Below are 17,884 nucleotides of genomic sequence, written 5' to 3' on the forward strand. Positions count from 1 at the left end.
TTTCTTTTTGCTCAAACTCCATGATTTGTAAATCAAATTTGCTTTGGAAGGTAGCACTAGGTGCACTGTTCCTAGCTACCACGTCAAGTTGTGATAAAGTTCTAGATCAGGAACCACCTGCTGCATTCACAACAGAGGAAGGCTACAGCACTCCTGCTCGAATAGCCAGTTCGGCACTAGGCATGTATGATGGGCTTCAAAATGCAGAGTTTTTGGGCGGCAGAGCCTTGATTTACTCTGATGTTCGCTCCGATGACACTGATCCTGCTGCTTACTTTGGCACTATATCCAACTCCACTTATTTAGCAGGAGATGCCACTGTTCAGCTTGCTTGGCAAGGAGGATATCGTACAATATATGCCGTAAATTTCTTTTTGCAACAGTTGCAGGCTCACCCAGGGATAGCACCTGCGGACTTAGAAGCGCAGTATACTGGTGAAGGTAAATACATTCGTGCCCTTACCATGTTCCATCTCGTAAATCTGTTTGCTCAGCCTTACAACTACACGGCTGGAGCTTCTCATCTAGGAATTCCGATTCAGTTAGTAGCTCCCGATGCTAACTCGGCATTTGAAACTGGTCAGAATCTTTCTAGAGCAACTGTAGCTGAGGTTTATACTCAGATAGAAACTGACTTAAACGACGCCATCAATAATTTACCCGAAACGTACACTACAAATTTCAACAAGACAGGACGGGCAACAAAAGACGCTGCTCGGGCATTACTCTCGCGAGTAGCTCTTTATAAAGGAGATTATTCCGGAGCAGGTCGCTTAGCCGGCGAAGTTATTACTGGTGGCCGTCATGCACTTAATCCTTCTCCTCTGACTCCCTTCCGCACTTTTTCTACTAGCGAATCTATATTCTCGGTTGCTATGAATAGTGCAGACAATCCTAATACTAATAATGCTATTGGGCAGCACTACGGTGCCACTGGCGCCCGGAGTGACATCACAATAACTCCGTACATAAATATTCCTACGTCACAGTTTCCTGCAACTGACTTAAGGCGTACCTTATTAACAACTAGGTCAGCTTCAAACAACCAATATTATACTTTGAAGTTTGGAGGTATAGCAGGAGCTGCATCAGCGGACTGGGTTCCCATTTCACGTTATCCGGAAGTTCTCTTAAATCGTGCTGAGTCATTGGTTCGAACTACAAATACAGTAAATGCTGATGCTTTTGCTTTGCTTAATCAGGTTCGTGGTCGGTCAACTACTCCATATGCGGTTGGCACTTTCACGACCCCCGACCAATTACTAAACGCTATTTTACTTGAGCGTCGTTTAGAATTAGCATTCGAAGGTCATCGTTTATATGACTTACTTCGGAACAAACAAGGTGTTCCTGCTCGTGGATCAGCAGCGGCACAACCTTATGGAAGTCAAAAATTGGTTCTTCCCATTCCGTTGAGAGAAATTCAGCAGAATCCTAACTTAGTTCAAAACGAAGGTTATAATTAACTCATAGCAAAAGACCCTTAGCTAATTAGCTAGGGGTCTTTTGCTATGAGGGTTTAGGTATCAAGACTCTCCAATCTTAGCACTATCTCTTCTCCTGCTACCAATGGCCTCTGCAGCCAAGCCACTACCTTCTCCGCTACTTCTTCTGGCTTCACTAGTTTCCCCTGCGAATACAAACCAGCAAATCGGGCCGCCTCACTAAAGCTATTTACATCAGCACCGCGAATGTGCTCCTGCATGGTTGTATCCAGCACCCCAGGAGATAAGCTGCGTAAGCGGATGCCGGAGCCACGCAGGTCTTGCTCTTTTTGGGCGGTACGCGTCAGTGCGTCGAGGGCGGCTTTCGAGGCGCTGTAGGCTCCCCACCCATCGACGGCACGCTGGGCAGCCCCGCTGCTGATGTTGAGGATGGTACGCGGAATGCTGGTTTGCCCGCTGTAAGCACTCAGGAACATGTTCATCAGCATGGCGGGCGCAATTACGTTGACGCTGAAGACGAACTCGAAATGCTCGTTTTTATGCTCGCCTAAGTAGCCAATGTCACCTAGAACGGCAGCATTGTTGATCAAGGTAATGCTGGTAGCGTTAGGGCACGTTGGAAACACCTTGTGCAGGTTGTTTTCGACTGCGGTAATATCTGACAGATCTAAAGGCTGGTGCTGGTACCGTTCGTGCTGAATGGTGGCGTGGCGCGAGACGCCGAGTACGCGCGTATCAGGCTGACTTAAAACGGTTTCGGCCAGCGCCTTGCCAAGCCCGCGGCTTGCTCCGGTGATGATGTAGTAGTACATCCGTAAGAAAAGTAAAACAGGTGATGCCGTGCAATGGCAAGAAGAAGCCCCGCACTAGATACGCGGAGATTCAACTTGCCGTTGAACGGCATCACCTGTGTTACTACTTCAGTGAAGTACTCTTAGAGGATATACTGCGACACGTCGCGGTTGCGAACCATGCTTTGCAGACGCTCGTCAACCAGCTCGCGGGTGATAAGGATGCGGGCATTGGGGCCGATGAGGTCAGGAACATCGAAGAGGATGTCGTTGAGCAAGCGGCTCATGACGGTGTGCAAACGACGAGCGCCAATATTCTCAACCTCTGCATTCACTTCAAAGGCAATTTCTGCAAGTCGCTCCAGTGCTGAATCCTCGAAACTCAAAAACACTTCCTCGGCTTGCAGCAAGGCTTCATACTGCTTGGTGAGGGCATTTTTGGGATCTTTCAGAATGCGGAAGAAATCATCTTTCGTCAGGCTTTGAAGTTCCACCCGAATGGGGAAACGGCCCTGCAACTCCGGAATCAGGTCGGAGGGCTTAGCGACGTGGAAGGCACCGGCGGCAATGAACAGGATGTGGTCGGTGTTGATGACGCCATACTTGGTGCTAACTGCCGATCCTTCTACAATGGGTAGTAAGTCGCGCTGCACCCCTTCGCGGCTTACGTCGGGGCCACCGCCGCCTTTGCCGCTGCGGCTAGCTACCTTATCGATTTCGTCGATGAAGATGATGCCGGCATTTTCGGCTTGCCGAATGGCTTCGTCTTTCACTTCATCCATGTCGATGAGTTTGGCGGCTTCCTCGTCGAGCAGGATTTTGCGGGCTTCGGCAATAGTGACTTTACGCTTCCGGGTTTTCTTCGGGAGCATGGAACCTAGCATATCCTGCAGGCCCGCCAAGGAGGCCTCGTCCATGCCGGGGGCGCCGCCTACTACCCCGATACCAGGGGCGCCGCCTTGCTGCACTTTGATTTCAATCTTTCGGTCGTCTAGCTCGCCGTTGCGGATTTTCTCGCGGAACTTTTCACGAGTGCGCTCATTCAGTTCGTAATCGGAATCAGGCACCGTGGATCCATCGGTTAGGCCGCCGAAGCCAACAGAGGTTTTGCTCACGGCGCCGGCACTGCTAACGGGGGGAATCAAGGCGTCCAGAATCAGGTCTTCCACGGCTTGCGCAGCCTGTGCTTTCACCGCTTCCTTACGGCGCTGCTTTACTTGGTTCACCGACTGCTCCACTAAGTCGCGCACCATACTTTCTACGTCACGGCCTACGTAGCCCACTTCCGTAAACTTAGAGGCCTCGACTTTGGTGAAAGGAGCATCGGCAATAGCCGCCAGACGGCGGGCAATTTCTGTTTTACCGACGCCCGTCGAGCCTATCATCAGGATGTTGTTGGGCACGATTTCGCGCTGCATATCCGCGGGGGCATGCAAGCGGCGCCACCGGTTACGGAGGGCAATGGCCACATGGCGCTTGGCTTCGTGCTGACCAATAATGTACTTATCAAGCTCGGCCACAATCTGAGCCGGGGTAAGAAAGCTGCTGGAATCAAGCATAGAAAAAGAGCTTCAACAAAAGAATAGAACAGCATTCTGTTTCGCTTGGTGCTGAACAGAGCGCTATGCTTACAAAACAAAAAGCTCGACCAGTAAATACCCCCGCAGGCTACTGCTTTTTAGTGAACAGGGTGTTCAGGTTGCGGGCTACGGTGAAGTAGTTCGCGGCCCCGCTGGCGTGTAAGCCGGCGCGCGTGTAATCGAGCTGGAATTGACTGATACGCAACATCACCCCAAAAGAGACGCCGGCTCCCCCGCTTGTGTTATCTAAACGCAGTTCACGGCGTTGTAAGTGATTATATCCTAGGCGGACGTTCAAATTTTTACCTAGAATCAACTCCCCTCCTACCGCGAAATGACGAGCAATCTTGTCACCGAGCGATTTCTTCTTCTTGATTTCCTGGCCGTCTTCGCCGATTTGGCCGCGCTGGTTAGGGTCCAGATATACTATATCAAGTTGCTGAAGGTGATGCGCAGTGATAGAGAAGCGCAGCGGCATGTGCTCGGGCTTGATGGAAGCGCCAATTTGCACGTCGAGCGGCATGGGTTCCCGGTCCGCACCCGCATAGGGCCTAAGCTGATAACCGATGTTGCGCGCCGCCAAGCCTACTGTGAAATCCTGTTCCGGGTGCTTGAACACGGCGCCCACATCAGCCAAGGTTGCTACTGAATGATTACCGGAAATACCGGATACAGCCAGCCGGGCCGTACCAGCCAAGGTGAAATTGCCCTGAGTATAAGAATCGGCGACGCTTAAGGCGTATTCGTTTACCGAGAACTCGCCAAGCGCATTACCGGCCGCATCATATTGCTGAAAGTCGCCATAACTAAGATAGCTCAGGCCGACCCCAAAGCGGCCTGCCTTCTCAGTTTTGAATGCATAGGCTGCGGTGCTTTGCTTGATATCGGAGAGGTAATCAACGAAGCTTAAGGCCAACCGACCTTCCATTTCAGCGTTGAGCAGCGCCGGATTGCTTAGGAACATGGTAGGGTCGGAATCGCGGGACGATACATTGACCCCACCTAAAGCAGCAGTTTTGGCGCCGGGAGGCAAATTCAGAAAGGAAAAGGCTTGCTGCCCCCCAATCTGAGCGGTTGCTACCGGGGCAATTCCCATTCCTAACCCAACAGATAAAATAGCAATAGCTCGGCAATGTAGCAGTCGAATCATAAAAGCAAGATACGGCGTTTGAGAAGTATTACCGAGCTAAGACGCTTACCACAGCGTTTTATTGCGCATCATAAAAACGAGTTTCTGGTTGCTTGTTGCTGGTTTCGGTTTCTCTTGCTCACAGATCTTCCGCACGACCATAAAACCAGCAACAAGCACCTGAAAACAATATTTACTGCACTTCTACGCTCGGCGCTGAAGCGGCTATAGGCTCGTCGCGGACGACCAGTTTCAGGGGATGCTCAACCAACTCGTTTAGCAAAGCCACTTTCAGTACCTCGTCTATCCGGTCCGCGTAGTGTATGGTCACATCCTTGAGGTATTCAGTTGAGATTTCAAGGATGTCTTTCCGGTTTTTACTGCACAAAATAATGTCGCGAATGCCAGCACGCTTCGCGGCCAGGATCTTCTCCTTAATGCCTCCCACGGGCAGGACCTTGCCACGCAAGGTGATTTCGCCAGTCATAGCCAGGTGGCTGCGAATTTTGCGCTGCGTGAACACCGAAGCGATGCTGGTGAATATGGCAATGCCGGCGCTCGGGCCATCTTTGGGCACGGCGCCTTCGGGGAAGTGAATGTGCAGATCGTACTGGTCGAAGAGGCGGTAATCAATGCCAAGTTCCTCGGCCCGACTGCGCAAATAACTCAGCGCCGTAATGGCTGATTCCTTCATCACATCGCCGAGCTGGCCTGACAGCGTGAGCTTGCCCCGGCCCCGGCTCAGCAGGCTTTCGATAAACAGAATATCCCCACCCACCGAGGTCCAGGCCAAACCCGTCACAACGCCGGCGGTTTCGTTGTCTTGGTAGATGTCCCGGTCGAAGATGGCGGGACCGAGAATGCGGGCAATATCCTTGGGCTCGAGAGCAGCCGGGAAATCTTCTTTCATCGCCTTGCTCTTGGCAATGTTGCGCACTACCGCCCCAAGCTTACGCTCCAAACTCCGCACCCCCGACTCGCGGGTATAATCGTCGATTACGCGCTGCAAAGCCGGCGTGGTGATGGCTACATCCTTGATGCTAAGGCCGTGGTCGGTGAGCAGTTTGGGCCAGAGGTGCTTTTTGGCAATCTGGCTTTTCTCTTCCAGCGTGTAGCCGGTCAGATCAATTATTTCCATTCGGTCGCGCAGGGCGGGCTGAATGGTATCAAGCGAGTTGGCCGTGGCAATAAACAGCACGCGGCTCAGGTCGTACTCCACTTCCAAATAGTTGTCGGTGAAAGTGGAGTTCTGCTCGGGGTCCAGGACTTCCAGCAGCGCCGACGATGGGTCGCCACGGAAATCAGACGCGAGCTTATCAATTTCATCAAGCACAATGACGGGATTGGAAGCGCCCGCCTTCTTGATTTGCGAGATAATACGGCCGGGCATGGCGCCCACGTAGGTTTTACGGTGCCCCCGAATTTCGGCCTCGTCGCGGACGCCGCCCAAGCTCATGCGCACATACTTGCGGCCTAAAGCTTTGGCAATGGAGCGGCCTAAGCTGGTTTTGCCCACGCCGGGCGGGCCGTAGAGGCACAGAATCGGAGCTTTCAGATCCTGCTTGAGCTTGAGTACTGCCAGATATTCCACAATGCGCTCCTTCACCTTCTCCATACCGTAGTGGTCGGCATCCAAGATTTTGCGGGTGCGCTTGAGATTGAAGTTGTCTTTGGTTTGCTCGCCCCAAGGCAGGTCGAGCAAGAATTCCACGTAGTTGACGGTGAGCGGGTATTCGGCGGCCTGCGGGTTCACGCGGCTCAGCTTATCAAGCTCTTTGCTGAAATGCTTGGCTACGGCCTCGGGCCACTGCTTCTGCTTGGCCCGCTGCCGAAATTTGTCGACATCCTGGTCGGGGCCTTCCGACCCCCCTAGCTCGTCTTGCAGCACTTTGATTTGCTGGCGCAGGAAATAGTCGCGCTGCTGCTGATCGATGTCGGTATGCACCTTGCTCTGGATTTCATGCTTGATTTCCAGGTGCTGAATCTCTTTCATCATCATCTCCAGCAGCAGGGTGCCGCGCTCTACCCCGTCGTTGATTTCAAGCAGCTTCTGCTTCTGCCCTACTTCTACGTTGATGTTGGAGCTCAGAAAATGCGTGAGGAAAGCCGGCGACTCGATATTGTCGAGGGCAACTTGGGCTTCCTGCGGAATCTCAGGATTGAGCCGAAGCATCTTGGCGGCGGCATCCTTTAAAGATGCTACCAAGCCTTTTACCTCCTTGGTGCTCTTGGTAGGAAACGTTTCCGAAAAATAATTGACCCGGGCCGTGAGATAAGGCGTAACCTGGGTTTGCTCCTCGATATGGAAGCGGCTCTGGCCTTGAATAATGATGGTGGTATTGCCATCAGGCAGCACCAACAGCTTCAGGATCCGGGCCATAGTGCCAACTTCATATAAGTCGGAGAGGCCGGGGTCATCTTGCTGATTGTTTTTCTGGGCTACTACCCCCACTAACTTGTCGCCACGGTAGGCCTTACGTACCAAACGCACACTTTTTTTGCGCGTAACAGTGACGGGTAACACCACGCCCGGAAACAATACTGTATTACGTACGGGCAACAAAGGCAGTGTAGAGGGGGCTTCCTGCATCTCGAGTGGATGCTCTGGATCGGTTGCCACAATGGATACTACTTCAGCGGGGTTATTAGCCATCAATAAGAAAACAAAGAAAAGGCGGGGGGAATAGCGGACATAGCAACGTTAGAAAACAAAGAGCAGAAGGCAGTGCCAGAATGACAGGAACATACTGGATGACCTTGCTCATACGTAGGCTAACTTCCGAAGATACTAGTTTGACAAGTGTTGTGCCACGCTACGTTGATCGTACCTTGACAGGCCCTGGCCGATTCGCCGCACCTATACCCCGTCAGTCCGGCAGAGTAGGGCAGCAATTGCCTGATAGGAAGAATAAGGCCGCGAGTACCTGAAAATTCCTATTTTTGAGCTTTAGCGCTATGCCGTCTGGCTCCGGCGCAATTTATTATTATGCTCCGCTCTCTACGTACATTTTTACTGCTGTTGTTGCTCGAATTGCCGGGTGTACTGTGGGCACAGCAAAAAAGCACGGCGCCTCTCCGGCAGCGTAAGCTTTCAACCCGCTCCATGCGGCAGCTTCGGCTACGCCCCGATGCTACCCCGGTTTTTCCGAACATCAACCGGATTCCTTACTACGAAAATAAGAAGGAGCTCCGCGCTATTCAAAAGGCCGAAAAGCGGCGTAACTACGTTGCTGCCCGGGGGTTGCTCGATGCCTATGTCCGCAACTTCGGCATCGAGAACTTTGCCAAGGATACGCCACTGCTTTGGCGCCTAGCGCAGCTCTGGGAAAAAGCGGGCAACGAAGAGGTAGCAAAAGCCTACTTCCGGCTCGCACTTAAGCACCACCGCCAAGATATTAAGAAGATACAGCTCTACTACGATTCACTAGAGCAGAAAACGGCTGATTTCTACGTTCCGCTGAAGACGTACTACAACTTAGTTGAGTATCGTAAGGGCATTGTGGCTTTCCGGCCGCCGAAAGGGGTATATACCAACATGGGCGACGCCATCAACTCGACTGCCGAGGACTATGGTCCCACGTTGAATTCCACAGCCGGGATGATGCTCTTTTCGTCGAAGCGGAAAATGCGCGGCATTCATGGCGTAATCGACGAGGACTTGTATGTGTCGCGCAAGGAAGGCGAAATGTGGAGCGAGGCCGAACCGTTGCCTAAGCCCATCAACTCGCTTTACAACGAAGGCTCGGCCTGCTTCACCAAAGATGGCAAGACCATCTATTTTGCTCGGTGCGAGTGCCCGAGTTGCCACGGCAACTGCGACTTGTTCACCTCTACCTTCAAGGATGGCCAATGGACAGTGCCCAAAAGCCTGGGCGCCTTCGTGAACTCGTCGGCCTGGGATTCGCAGCCGACGCTTTCGCTTAATGAAGACACCCTATACTTTGCCTCCGACCGGCTCGGGGGCTTTGGCTTATCCGACATCTGGTACACCTACAAAAACAAGAACAACCAGTGGGTAAAGGCCGAAAACATGGGTCCGGTGGTAAATACGCGGGAAAGTGAAGTGAGCCCGTTCTATCACCCGCTCTACAACGTGCTGTATTTCTCGTCGCGGGGGCAACTGCTCAACTACGGTGACTTCGACATTTATAAAACCTATCGGGTGAAAGGGCGCTGGCAGGAACCCAAGAACATTGGCCCGCTGGTGAACGGCAAAGGTTCGGAGTACTACTTCACCATCGACTCCGACTCGCAGAACCTCTATTATGCTCGGTCTGAGGAAAAGGACATGAAAAACCTGGACCTCTATTCCTTCCCGTTGCCCATGGAGGCGCAGCCTCTGGCCACCACGCACATCGAGGGCACCCTAGTTGATTCGGTTTCGCAGAAGCCATTGAACGGCATTGTCACTATTATTGATACCGACGATGGCATTGAAGTAGCCGCCAAATACCTTCGGCCCGATGGCTCTTTCGACTTCGACCTGATCGAAGGCTCGCACTACGTGATGCTCATCCAGAGCCCCGAATTTTTCAGCGTCGAAAAGAAGTTTGAACTGAAGGGCGACACCGTCATGAAGCTCATGACGAACTCCATTGACTACGGTTTGCCGCTGATTTTCAAAAACATCGAGTTCGACCAAGACAAGGCGGGCATTCGGACCTCTATGCATCCTACCCTCGACCGAATTGCCCTCTTCATGGTCGACCACCCGGAGTTTCGCCTCAGCATCTCCGGCCACACCGACTCGAAAGGCGACCCGGATTTCAACGAGAAACTTTCGCAGGATCGAGCCGAAGCCATTCGACGATATATCGAGCAAAAAGGAAAACTACAGCCCAACCGCATCGAAAACCAAGGCTTTGGTAGCACGAAACCGCTGAAGGAGGAAGTAACCGAAGAAGACGCCAAAACCAACCGCCGCGTCGAATTCCGCCTGATAAAACCAGATGAGGGCAAAAAAGAATCTGGTGGAGCAGATTGGAAATGATACAGCATAAGCCTTGGCCCGCGCTATCCTGTACGCGGGTGCTCTTAAAATCAATACGCCTCTTCTACAGCTTGTAGAAGAGGCGTTTTGATTATGATACCTATGCTAGAAATAGCACAAGCTTACCAGCTTATTTTCTGCTCCTGCTCACCGTCCCGGAACAGAAGGCTTTGCTTTTTTCCACCGGCTTCCACATTCACAATATTCATTTGATCAGGAAACGTAGGGAGCAGCAACGAGTGACGCAGACTGAGACCCGTAACGGGCTTGGCTAGCTTCACGGTGCAATACAACCAGTGCGCATCACTCTCCTTCTGCATTCCCAACAGTTGCAGGGGCAATACCTCTCCTGGCTTGGTTCCGAAAGCCAGCGACTTGCGCAGCAGGTCCGTGATTAGTTGCGTCACGAGCGGCTTAGGCGACTGATCAAGGCTGATAGCCATAGGGCGGCCAGCCGAGAGGGCCGTCTCGAAGTCGTCGGTGAAGACTTTAAGCGCAATTTCGAGCTGCTGCTTCTGCGGATTATAGCGCACGTCCATGATGCTGGCATGATAGGCATGCGCCCACGCCAAGAGCGTGGAGGCCAGCAGTAGTATCGGCAGCAGAAACAGTTTGCGGGACATAAGTGAAATGAGGCGGAACTACACTTGTTGGCAGCCCAAAATGGTCACCTTCAAGAACAGTAGATAACACGGCGAGGCAGAACTTGCTGACAGGGGGAGGCTGCCAGCAAGTTCTGCCTCAACGATAAGTTGCTATTTGCTGAATGCGCCCAGAAGCGGTTTAACGATTAGCACAAACACCATCAGACCTAAAATCAGCGTAGTACCTACCTTCTGCGCGTTTTCCAGGAATTTGTCGGATGGCTTGCGGCCAGCTACCATCTCGTAGAGCAGAAACAGAACGTGCCCGCCGTCGAGGGCCGGAATGGGTAGCAGGTTCATGAAAGCCAGCACCATGGAGAGCAGACCCGTCAGCGTCCAGAACCGCAGCCAGTTAACGCTGCCGCCGTATTGCTTGGCTATTTCAATAGGTCCGCCCACCGACTTAGTGAACGAAGCTTTGCCCTGGAAGATGAGGCTGAAGGCTTTGATTTGCGTAGTTATTACGCCAAACGCCTTGCGTGTGCCCACTGGTATCGAGCCAGGAAGGCTGTAGTAGCGGGTAGCAGGGTTCAGCTCGACCTTCGGCATGAAACCAATGTGCCCCGACTCGTCCACGCGCACTTGCAGCGTTTGAGGCTGCCCGTCGCGTTCAATCAACATGGGGGTTATTTTTTCGGCGGCTGGTTGCACCTCTACGCCACGTGCCCAGTTAGTGAAGCGCTGCAGCATAGACGGCGTCTCCACCGTGTTGGCGTTTTCGGCCAAAGCTTGCTGCAAGTCGGAAAAGAAGGGAGTTTCCTGGTTACCAACTTTTAAAATCCGGTCTTTGACCCGCAAACCAGCCTCGGCAGCAGGACTTTTGGCTACCACCGAATCGATGGTGAAAGGGGCGAGCGGCTGCACGAAGTTTTGCTGTCCTTCGTCGGCCAAAGCATCCATCATGTTGTCAGGAATCTGCAAATCCAGCAGCTTTCCCGCGCGCTCTACGGTGTAATATGCATTGGGATTCAGTATTACATCGGAGCTGTATACCTGGTCGAAATCGTTGAAGGGACGGCCGTTGATTTTTACAATTTTGTCGCCGCGCTGAAAGCCAATCTCCTTACCTAAGTCGTTGGGCACCACTCCAAACCGCACTTCCGAAGCCGGTAGGTAGCTCTCACCGTACTTGAAGGTGAGAATACTAAAAATGACGATGCCAGTGATAACATTCATTATGATGCCACCCAGCATCACAATCAGGCGCTGCCATGCCGGTTTAGACCGAAACTCGTCGGGTTGGGGTTCGGCAGCTAAAGTTTCAGCATCCTGTGTTTCATCGATCATACCGTGGATGGCCACGTAGCCACCCAATGGGAACCAGCCGATGCCGTATTCCGTGCCACCTATCTTTTTCTTGAGCAACGCGAAATTAAGCACGTTGGGCAACGGGAAGAGAAAATCGAAAAAGATGTAAAACTTATCGACGCGAATCTTAAAGTATTTGGCCGTGGCAAAGTGTCCGAACTCATGCAGACCCACCAAAAGAGAGAGGCCCAGCAACAAGTTGCCGATCATGATAAGGGTTTCCAAGAGGGATTAGGTAATTAGGTGATGAAATGACATGTCTGTGCAGGCGACAGCACAGGTGATAAGGTAACAGATGACGTGAGCCAGTATGGAAGCAAGACAACAACAAGAACGCGCTGTGCTTGTCACTCCTCAGCTAATTACTCGTCACCTTTTTTTCTTATAACACCTAATACCGCGCCAGCCGTTCCTGCGCTATGCGACGTGCCTCCTTGTCAGTCTGCACGTAGTCGTCGAGCGACGGTTCTGCAAGGTACGAAACGCGCGAAAGGCAATCTTCCACCAGCTCCGACATTTCTAGAAAGCCGACCTCGTCGCGCAAGAAGGCCGCTACGGCTATTTCGTTGGCGGCATTCAGCACGCACGGCGCGTTGCCAGCCCGGCTCATAGCGTCGAAGGCCAAGGTTAAATTGCGGAAAGCCGTTTTGTCGGGCTCCTCGAAGGTGAGCTGCGGATAATCAAGAAACGAGAACCGCGGGAAGCTAGCCGGCAGTCGGTGCGGATATCCTAGCGCATACTGAATGGGCAGCTTCATGTCGGGCAGCCCGAGCTGCGCTTTCAGAGAACCGTCTTCAAACTGCACCAAGGAGTGAATAATACTCTGTGGATGCACTACCACATCAATCTGGTCGTTGCGGAGCCCGAACAGCCACTTGGCCTCAATCACCTCCAACCCCTTGTTCATAAGCGAGGCCGAATCGATGGTAATCTTGGCCCCCATATCCCAATTGGGATGCTTAAGAGCCTGTGCTTTCGTGACGGACGCCAGTTGGGCCCGCGTGCGGCCGCGAAAAGGCCCACCCGATGCCGTCAGAATTATTTTTTCGATGGGGTTGCGCTCCTCCCCTACCAGGCATTGAAAAATGGCGGAGTGCTCGGAGTCAACGGGGTATAGCCCCACGTTGTATTCCCGCACTAGCTGCGTTATCAGCTGACCGGCAACAACCAGTGTTTCCTTGTTAGCCAGCGCGACATCTTTGCCAGCCCGGATAGCCGCCACTGTGGGCAGTAGCCCGGCGTAGCCCACCATAGCCGTCAGGACAATATCGGAGTTGGAGCGGCCAGCTACTTCCGTAAGAGCGGCAGTACCAGCCAGCACTTCGGTTTCAGGCTGTCCGGCAAGGGCTGTTTTTACAACAGCGTATTTTGCTTCGTCGCCAATAACAACGGCAGCAGGCCGAAATTCGCGAGCCTGCTGAATTAGCAGTTCGGCATTGGAGTGAGCCGAGAGGGCAGCTACCGTGAAACGAGCAGCATTAGCACGGACCACGTCGAGGGCTTGCGTACCAATGGAACCGGTAGACCCTAGTAAGGTAACGCGTTTGGGAAAGGCTGAAGGCATTAGAAAGAAAGCTTGCACGGCGAAGGTACGGCAATCCGACCGGGCCTGCTACTTGCGGCCAATCGAGCCTTTCCATATGGCTCCTTCTTCCGTGCCGCTAACCCACCCCCGTAGCTGCCGATTGCGGGCAATAGTTAGCTCCGTTAGTATCGGGCAGCTGCATATTGGGTAGATGGACCTGTATCTACAACAGCTTCTACTCGCCGGGCTACACGGCAATAAGGCTTTCTCCTGCGCAACCCTAAACTTAAAAAAACCACCTGTGAGGCCTTTTGCAATGCTGGTCTTTACATAATGGATTCAATTCGGATTTTCTTCCCGTTGAACATCACTTCCTCGCCCGCGTGCTTGCCAGCCAGAGCAGCAGCCACCGGCGCGGCAGCCGACACGGCGAAGTAGTCTTGCCCATCAACTGTAAGCTTTCCGGCGCTGATGCTGATGTAGAAGCGTCCGATGCTGGTGTGCACCAACGCGCCCGGACGTACAGCGTCGGAAGCTAACTCAGGGCTGATGCGCGCTAGCTCTCCTTGTAGCTGCAGGGCCTGTTGTAGCTGCACCGCATTGCGGTTGCGCTCTTCCTGAGCCATAGCACGGCCGGTTTCATACTTGTCACCGGCGCTGCTTTTGGTTTCAGAATTTGCTGACTCTTGCGCAGTTAGCATAGCGGCTTGCGCTGCTTCGATGCGCTGCGTTATAAAAGCGGCGCAAGCAGCGTGAAGCTGGAATTTGACTGTGAGAGGAAGTTGTGTCATCGGTTACAGGAATGGCAAGCACACTTTCAACTATAAACTGCGCGCATTCCAAGAATTTAGCACGAAACGAACTAGCAGTTTAGAGGGGTATGGCTAAGTAAGTCACAAGCTTCTAAAACGCATTAGCCTTTTCCTAAAACCAAGCATAATAGTTGTAGCGTAAGTTAATGAAAAATAGAGGTAATTCGCAATAAAATACAATAAAAGCTAGAAATAAATGCAAGGCATTTTGCCTATCTCTGTTTATAAACATAGGTAGTTTCAAATTACTGTATAGACCTAGTTGTTTATTGAAAAAGTAAGCTTACAAGCTCAAAATTGAAAGTTACTTTATATAGCATCTTGTGTGCCGAGCTATGATATTGTTGGATGCGACATAGCCAAAAGCTCTTTATGTGGTGACTTCTTGAAATAGTAACGCTTAAAACAGCCCATAAGGAATAAAAATACGTCAATCCATGTAACAGAAATAAAACAAGATTGTACATTTAGAACTTTATTGAACTATACAATGCTACCTATTGCTCCTTCTGTTTCCTCTGATGCGACTTTTGAGTCGCGTATCCTAGCGCAAAATCCTAATCCAATAGTAAGGCTTTCGTTTGCTGCCGAGGTATTGTATGCTAACCCTGCCGCTGAAAAGCTCTTTCAGTTGCTGGCAACAGTGGAAGGCACCTGCCCACGCCAATGCTTTCTGTCTTTGGCACAGCACACAAGTTCTAATTCGGCGCATGAAGTTGCGCTGGCCGGACGTCATTATTTATTGACTGTGGTGCCGGGCAGCATGGCTTACTCTTTATATCTCACCGACATTACGGAGCGCTACAAGACCGAGCAAAGCCAAATAGCGGAGCGTGATTTTTTTGAAACGGTGCTTCAGAATCTGCCTACGGGGGTAGCCATTTTTGATCTGCATCATCGTTACCAGTATGTCAATTTAACGGCAGTACGTAGCCAGGAAGTTCGCGAGTGGATTATTGGCAAAGACAACTTCGAATACTGCACCCATTTCAACCATCCGCGGACGCTAGCCTTGCAACGTGAAGAAAAATTCAGGCAGGCGGTGCAAGAAGGATCGGAAGTGACCTGGGAAGAAACCTTTGAAAGTGCTACGGGACCTCGTCATTGGCTCCGGCTGTTTCAGCCCGTGTTTGGTCCTGATGGTAAGCTACGTCTGATGGTTGGTTCTAGTGCCGACATTACCGACCGATACTTGGCCGAGCAGACTATGCAACAGGCCCGGCGCGAAGCAGAGACGGCCGTGCAAGTGCGCGAAACTTTCCTGGCTAATATGAGCCACGAAATTCGAACGCCTATGAATGGGGTATTGGGTATGGCCGGCTTATTGGCCCGCACCGAGCTAAACGCGCAGCAACGGGAGTACGTCACCATCATTCGCAACTCTGGCAACCATCTGCTCAGTGTGCTGAACGACGTACTGGATATGGCTAAGATTACGGCAGGCAAGCTAGAACTAGAGCATACTCCTTTCAATATAGCTGACACTATTCGCACTACTAGTCAACTGCAAAGTTTCCGGGCCGCTGAAAAAAATATAGGCTTTACGCTTACGCTACCCGAACAGCCATTACCACTTGTACTCGGCGACCCACACCGATTAAGCCAGGTTTTGCTCAACCTGCTGAGCAATGCCATCAAATTTACGGAACAAGGCTATGTAGCCTTGCAGTGCCAAGTGCAAGTTGAAACGGCTAGTCAGCTCAGCATGCGTTTTCAGGTAACTGACACGGGTTTAGGGGTAGCCTTAGATAAGCAAGAGGCTATTTTTGAAAGTTTTGCCCAAGCTTATTCCGATACTTCCCGGCATTTTGGGGGTACCGGCTTGGGCTTAGCCATAAGTAGCCGCTTAGTGGAGCAGCTTGGTGGGCATTTAGTGCTGAGCAGTCAACCTAAGCAGGGTAGTACATTCAGCTTTACGATACCTTTTGCCTTAGCCGGGCCCGAGGTCCAGCTGGTAGAAGAGCTGGCAGCAGTTCAACAAGTGGCTGAGTCAGTGCGAGGCTGGCGGGTACTGTTAGTAGAAGACCACGATGTTAACCGTCAGCTGGCTCAACTGGTGCTTGAGCAGCATGGTATAGTGGTAGATGCGGCTTCTAATGGAGTAACTGCCTTGGACTATTTCCAGCACTCGCTTTATGATGTAGTGCTGATGGATATTCAGATGCCCGATATCAGTGGTTTAGAGGTAACAGCTGCCATGCGTCGTCACCCCGACTCGACTCGGGCTCAAACCCCTATTATCGCTCTTACTGCCAATGCTTTTCGAGCGGACAATGAGAAGTACTTAGCTGCGGGCATGGACGACTGCCTGGCCAAGCCCTTCGATGAGGCGGAGTTGCTTGGCAAGATGTTAGCCGTCCGCAAAACGCCTATGGTGGCTGTTACTCCACTTTTCACCTTGGCCGGGCTTTATGAAATAGCACACGGCAAGCTCGATTTTGTGCGCCGAATTCTCGATCTTTTCCTTAAGAGTACTCCTTTGCTTGTTACCAAGCTTCAACAGGCTAGTAACGCCACCAATTGGCCGGCTGCTGCCGTATGCGCCCACCAGCTCAAGCCTACCCTGAAGCTTTTTCAAGTCTCCTCCTTAGTAGAGGCTAGCCAAACCCTAGAAGATCCTACGGCCTCTGATGCCGCCCGTCACACTGCCACGCAGGTATTGCTCGATACGCTTCCACAATTGATGGTGCAATTGCAGCAGCACGTTGAAAGCTTAGCGCCTTGCGCAAGCGCTTAAATAAAAACACAAAACAGGATTTCCGACAAAAGCTTCGAGTAGTCAGCACTGTGGAGTGCTGACTACTCGAAGCTTTTGTCGGAAATCCTGTTTTCGCGCTACCTTGAGCTCAACTCCGTTCGGCGGCTTATAGCATGCGCGACTGTGGCACAGTACGCAGCCGTTCGGCTACTCGCTGCACAGCTTGCGCGAAACGGTCATAGCCAAAAGGCTTAACCAGATAGTCGACCACTCGCAACTCGAAGGCTTCCCAAGCGCAATGTTCGTGAGCCGTAGTAAGCACTACCTGAGGAGGCTCGGGCAGAAGGCGCAGCATATCCAGCCCGTTTAGATCGGGCATTTCCACGTCTAAAAAAAGGACGTCTACCCGGCGGTCGGTACTAAAGAAATCCAGCCCTTCTATGCTTCCTGCAAGAGAAGCAACTAGCTGTAACGAGTCATTAAGTTTGATATAATGCTCGAGCGTAAACCTATTTATTTCATCGTCATCTAATACCGCACACGTTAAAACGGGAGACGGAGCAGTGTATATATGAGTCATCTACCTCTAATATTCTTTTATGAAACAGCGCTCCGCTAGCAAGCAACTCTTAGCAATAAACTCAACTACTCTTCTCTGATAATCAGACAACAAATATAGGACAATAAGAGGAGTTTTTACTTTTAAAATCATATAGTTAATCGAAGATGATATTTGTTTTTAAGTGCTTTTTTCTGCCCATTGCGGCCACAAATCAGATTTATATGGCCTAATTTTCACTGCTTGTTATTGTCCTTTATCACGGCTACTACTTTTTGCACCCACTTGGTATCCTGCGGCTGAATAATCAGCGCTTGAAACCTGTGCCGTTTTCTTTCCAACCACACCTTCTAAATCATCCAACAATAAGCTGATACCAAAGCTCGGCGGAGGCTTTTTCAGT

Annotated in this window: 12 protein-coding genes; 3 read left to right on the forward strand and 9 right to left on the reverse strand. The window is 51.6% G+C overall.

The genetic code is table 11. The annotated features are described in order from the left end of the window. Positions 1–20: 20 nt before the first annotated feature. Positions 21–1,466, forward strand: a complete 1,446-nt coding sequence (locus tag VF639_RS20340; RefSeq protein WP_331147776.1) for a RagB/SusD family nutrient uptake outer membrane protein — start codon at positions 21–23, stop codon at positions 1,464–1,466. A gap of 53 nt (positions 1,467–1,519) precedes the next feature. Here the strand turns inward: VF639_RS20340 and VF639_RS20345 are convergent, their stop codons facing one another. From VF639_RS20345 to lon, 4 genes are all read right to left on the reverse strand, one after another. Beyond that, a complete protein-coding gene (locus VF639_RS20345; RefSeq protein WP_331147777.1) occupies positions 1,520–2,257 on the reverse strand; it encodes an SDR family NAD(P)-dependent oxidoreductase in 738 nt (245 codons plus the stop codon). A 122-nt stretch (positions 2,258–2,379) separates the two neighbouring features. Next, on the reverse strand, positions 2,380–3,795 hold the full coding sequence (hslU, locus tag VF639_RS20350) for an ATP-dependent protease ATPase subunit HslU (RefSeq protein ID WP_331147778.1): 1,416 nt from the start codon (positions 3,793–3,795) through the stop codon (positions 2,380–2,382). 109 nt (positions 3,796–3,904) lie between these two features. Continuing rightward, positions 3,905–4,966 (reverse strand): type IX secretion system protein PorQ, encoded by a 1,062-nt coding sequence (porQ, locus tag VF639_RS20355; protein WP_331147779.1) that lies wholly within the window; start codon positions 4,964–4,966, stop codon positions 3,905–3,907. A gap of 172 nt (positions 4,967–5,138) precedes the next feature. Next, on the reverse strand, positions 5,139–7,598 hold the full coding sequence (gene lon, locus VF639_RS20360; protein WP_331147780.1) for an endopeptidase La: 2,460 nt from the start codon (positions 7,596–7,598) through the stop codon (positions 5,139–5,141). A gap of 333 nt (positions 7,599–7,931) precedes the next feature. On the opposite strand from lon, the gene VF639_RS20365 reads away from it, so the two are divergent. Further along, a complete protein-coding gene (locus VF639_RS20365) occupies positions 7,932–9,935 on the forward strand; it encodes an OmpA family protein (RefSeq protein WP_331147781.1) in 2,004 nt (667 codons plus the stop codon). Positions 9,936–10,057: 122 nt separating this feature from the next. Here VF639_RS20365 and VF639_RS20370 read toward each other — a convergent pair whose 3' ends face one another. The 4 genes from VF639_RS20370 to VF639_RS20385 form a co-directional block, all read right to left on the reverse strand. Further along, positions 10,058–10,558 (reverse strand): DUF6702 family protein, encoded by a 501-nt coding sequence (locus tag VF639_RS20370; protein ID WP_331147782.1) that lies wholly within the window; start codon positions 10,556–10,558, stop codon positions 10,058–10,060. A 132-nt stretch (positions 10,559–10,690) separates the two neighbouring features. Continuing rightward, complete coding sequence (gene rseP, locus VF639_RS20375) at positions 10,691–12,112, reverse strand: RIP metalloprotease RseP (protein ID WP_331147783.1); 1,422 nt, start codon at positions 12,110–12,112, stop codon at positions 10,691–10,693. A gap of 166 nt (positions 12,113–12,278) precedes the next feature. Beyond that, on the reverse strand, positions 12,279–13,451 hold the full coding sequence (locus VF639_RS20380; protein WP_331147784.1) for a 1-deoxy-D-xylulose-5-phosphate reductoisomerase: 1,173 nt from the start codon (positions 13,449–13,451) through the stop codon (positions 12,279–12,281). Between the two features lie 287 nt (positions 13,452–13,738). Next, positions 13,739–14,203 carry a 3-oxoacyl-ACP synthase gene (locus VF639_RS20385; protein WP_331147785.1) on the reverse strand — a complete coding sequence of 155 codons (465 nt, stop codon included), beginning with the start codon at positions 14,201–14,203 and terminating at the stop codon, positions 13,739–13,741. Positions 14,204–14,714: 511 nt separating this feature from the next. Here VF639_RS20385 and VF639_RS20390 point away from each other — a divergent pair. Further along, the gene (locus tag VF639_RS20390) at positions 14,715–16,961 is read left to right on the forward strand and encodes a PAS domain-containing hybrid sensor histidine kinase/response regulator (protein ID WP_331147786.1); all 2,247 of its coding nucleotides are present in this window, start codon (positions 14,715–14,717) and stop codon (positions 16,959–16,961) included. A gap of 127 nt (positions 16,962–17,088) precedes the next feature. On the opposite strand, the gene VF639_RS20395 is transcribed toward VF639_RS20390, so the two are convergent. Beyond that, the gene (locus VF639_RS20395; RefSeq protein ID WP_331147787.1) at positions 17,089–17,502 is read right to left on the reverse strand and encodes a LytR/AlgR family response regulator transcription factor; all 414 of its coding nucleotides are present in this window, start codon (positions 17,500–17,502) and stop codon (positions 17,089–17,091) included. Positions 17,503–17,884 lie beyond the last annotated feature (382 nt).

Source organism: Hymenobacter sp. (genome assembly GCF_036387835.1).
GTDB lineage: Bacteria > Bacteroidota > Bacteroidia > Cytophagales > Hymenobacteraceae > Hymenobacter.

Bases quoted from the DNA above. Each gene is read 5' to 3' on its own strand.
- VF639_RS20390 (WP_331147786.1), top strand. From the start codon at position 14,715: ATGCTACCTATTGCTCCTTCTGTTTCCTCTGATGCGACTTTTGAGTCG.
- VF639_RS20340 (WP_331147776.1), top strand. From the start codon at position 21: ATGATTTGTAAATCAAATTTGCTTTGGAAGGTAGCACTAGGTGCACTG.
- porQ (WP_331147779.1), bottom strand. From the start codon at position 4,966: ATGATTCGACTGCTACATTGCCGAGCTATTGCTATTTTATCTGTTGGG.
- VF639_RS20395 (WP_331147787.1), bottom strand. From the start codon at position 17,502: ATGACTCATATATACACTGCTCCGTCTCCCGTTTTAACGTGTGCGGTA.
- VF639_RS20345 (WP_331147777.1), bottom strand. From the start codon at position 2,257: ATGTACTACTACATCATCACCGGAGCAAGCCGCGGGCTTGGCAAGGCG.
- VF639_RS20365 (WP_331147781.1), top strand. From the start codon at position 7,932: ATGCTCCGCTCTCTACGTACATTTTTACTGCTGTTGTTGCTCGAATTG.
- VF639_RS20370 (WP_331147782.1), bottom strand. From the start codon at position 10,558: ATGTCCCGCAAACTGTTTCTGCTGCCGATACTACTGCTGGCCTCCACG.
- VF639_RS20385 (WP_331147785.1), bottom strand. From the start codon at position 14,203: ATGACACAACTTCCTCTCACAGTCAAATTCCAGCTTCACGCTGCTTGC.
- lon (WP_331147780.1), bottom strand. From the start codon at position 7,598: ATGGCTAATAACCCCGCTGAAGTAGTATCCATTGTGGCAACCGATCCA.
- VF639_RS20380 (WP_331147784.1), bottom strand. From the start codon at position 13,451: ATGCCTTCAGCCTTTCCCAAACGCGTTACCTTACTAGGGTCTACCGGT.
- hslU (WP_331147778.1), bottom strand. From the start codon at position 3,795: ATGCTTGATTCCAGCAGCTTTCTTACCCCGGCTCAGATTGTGGCCGAG.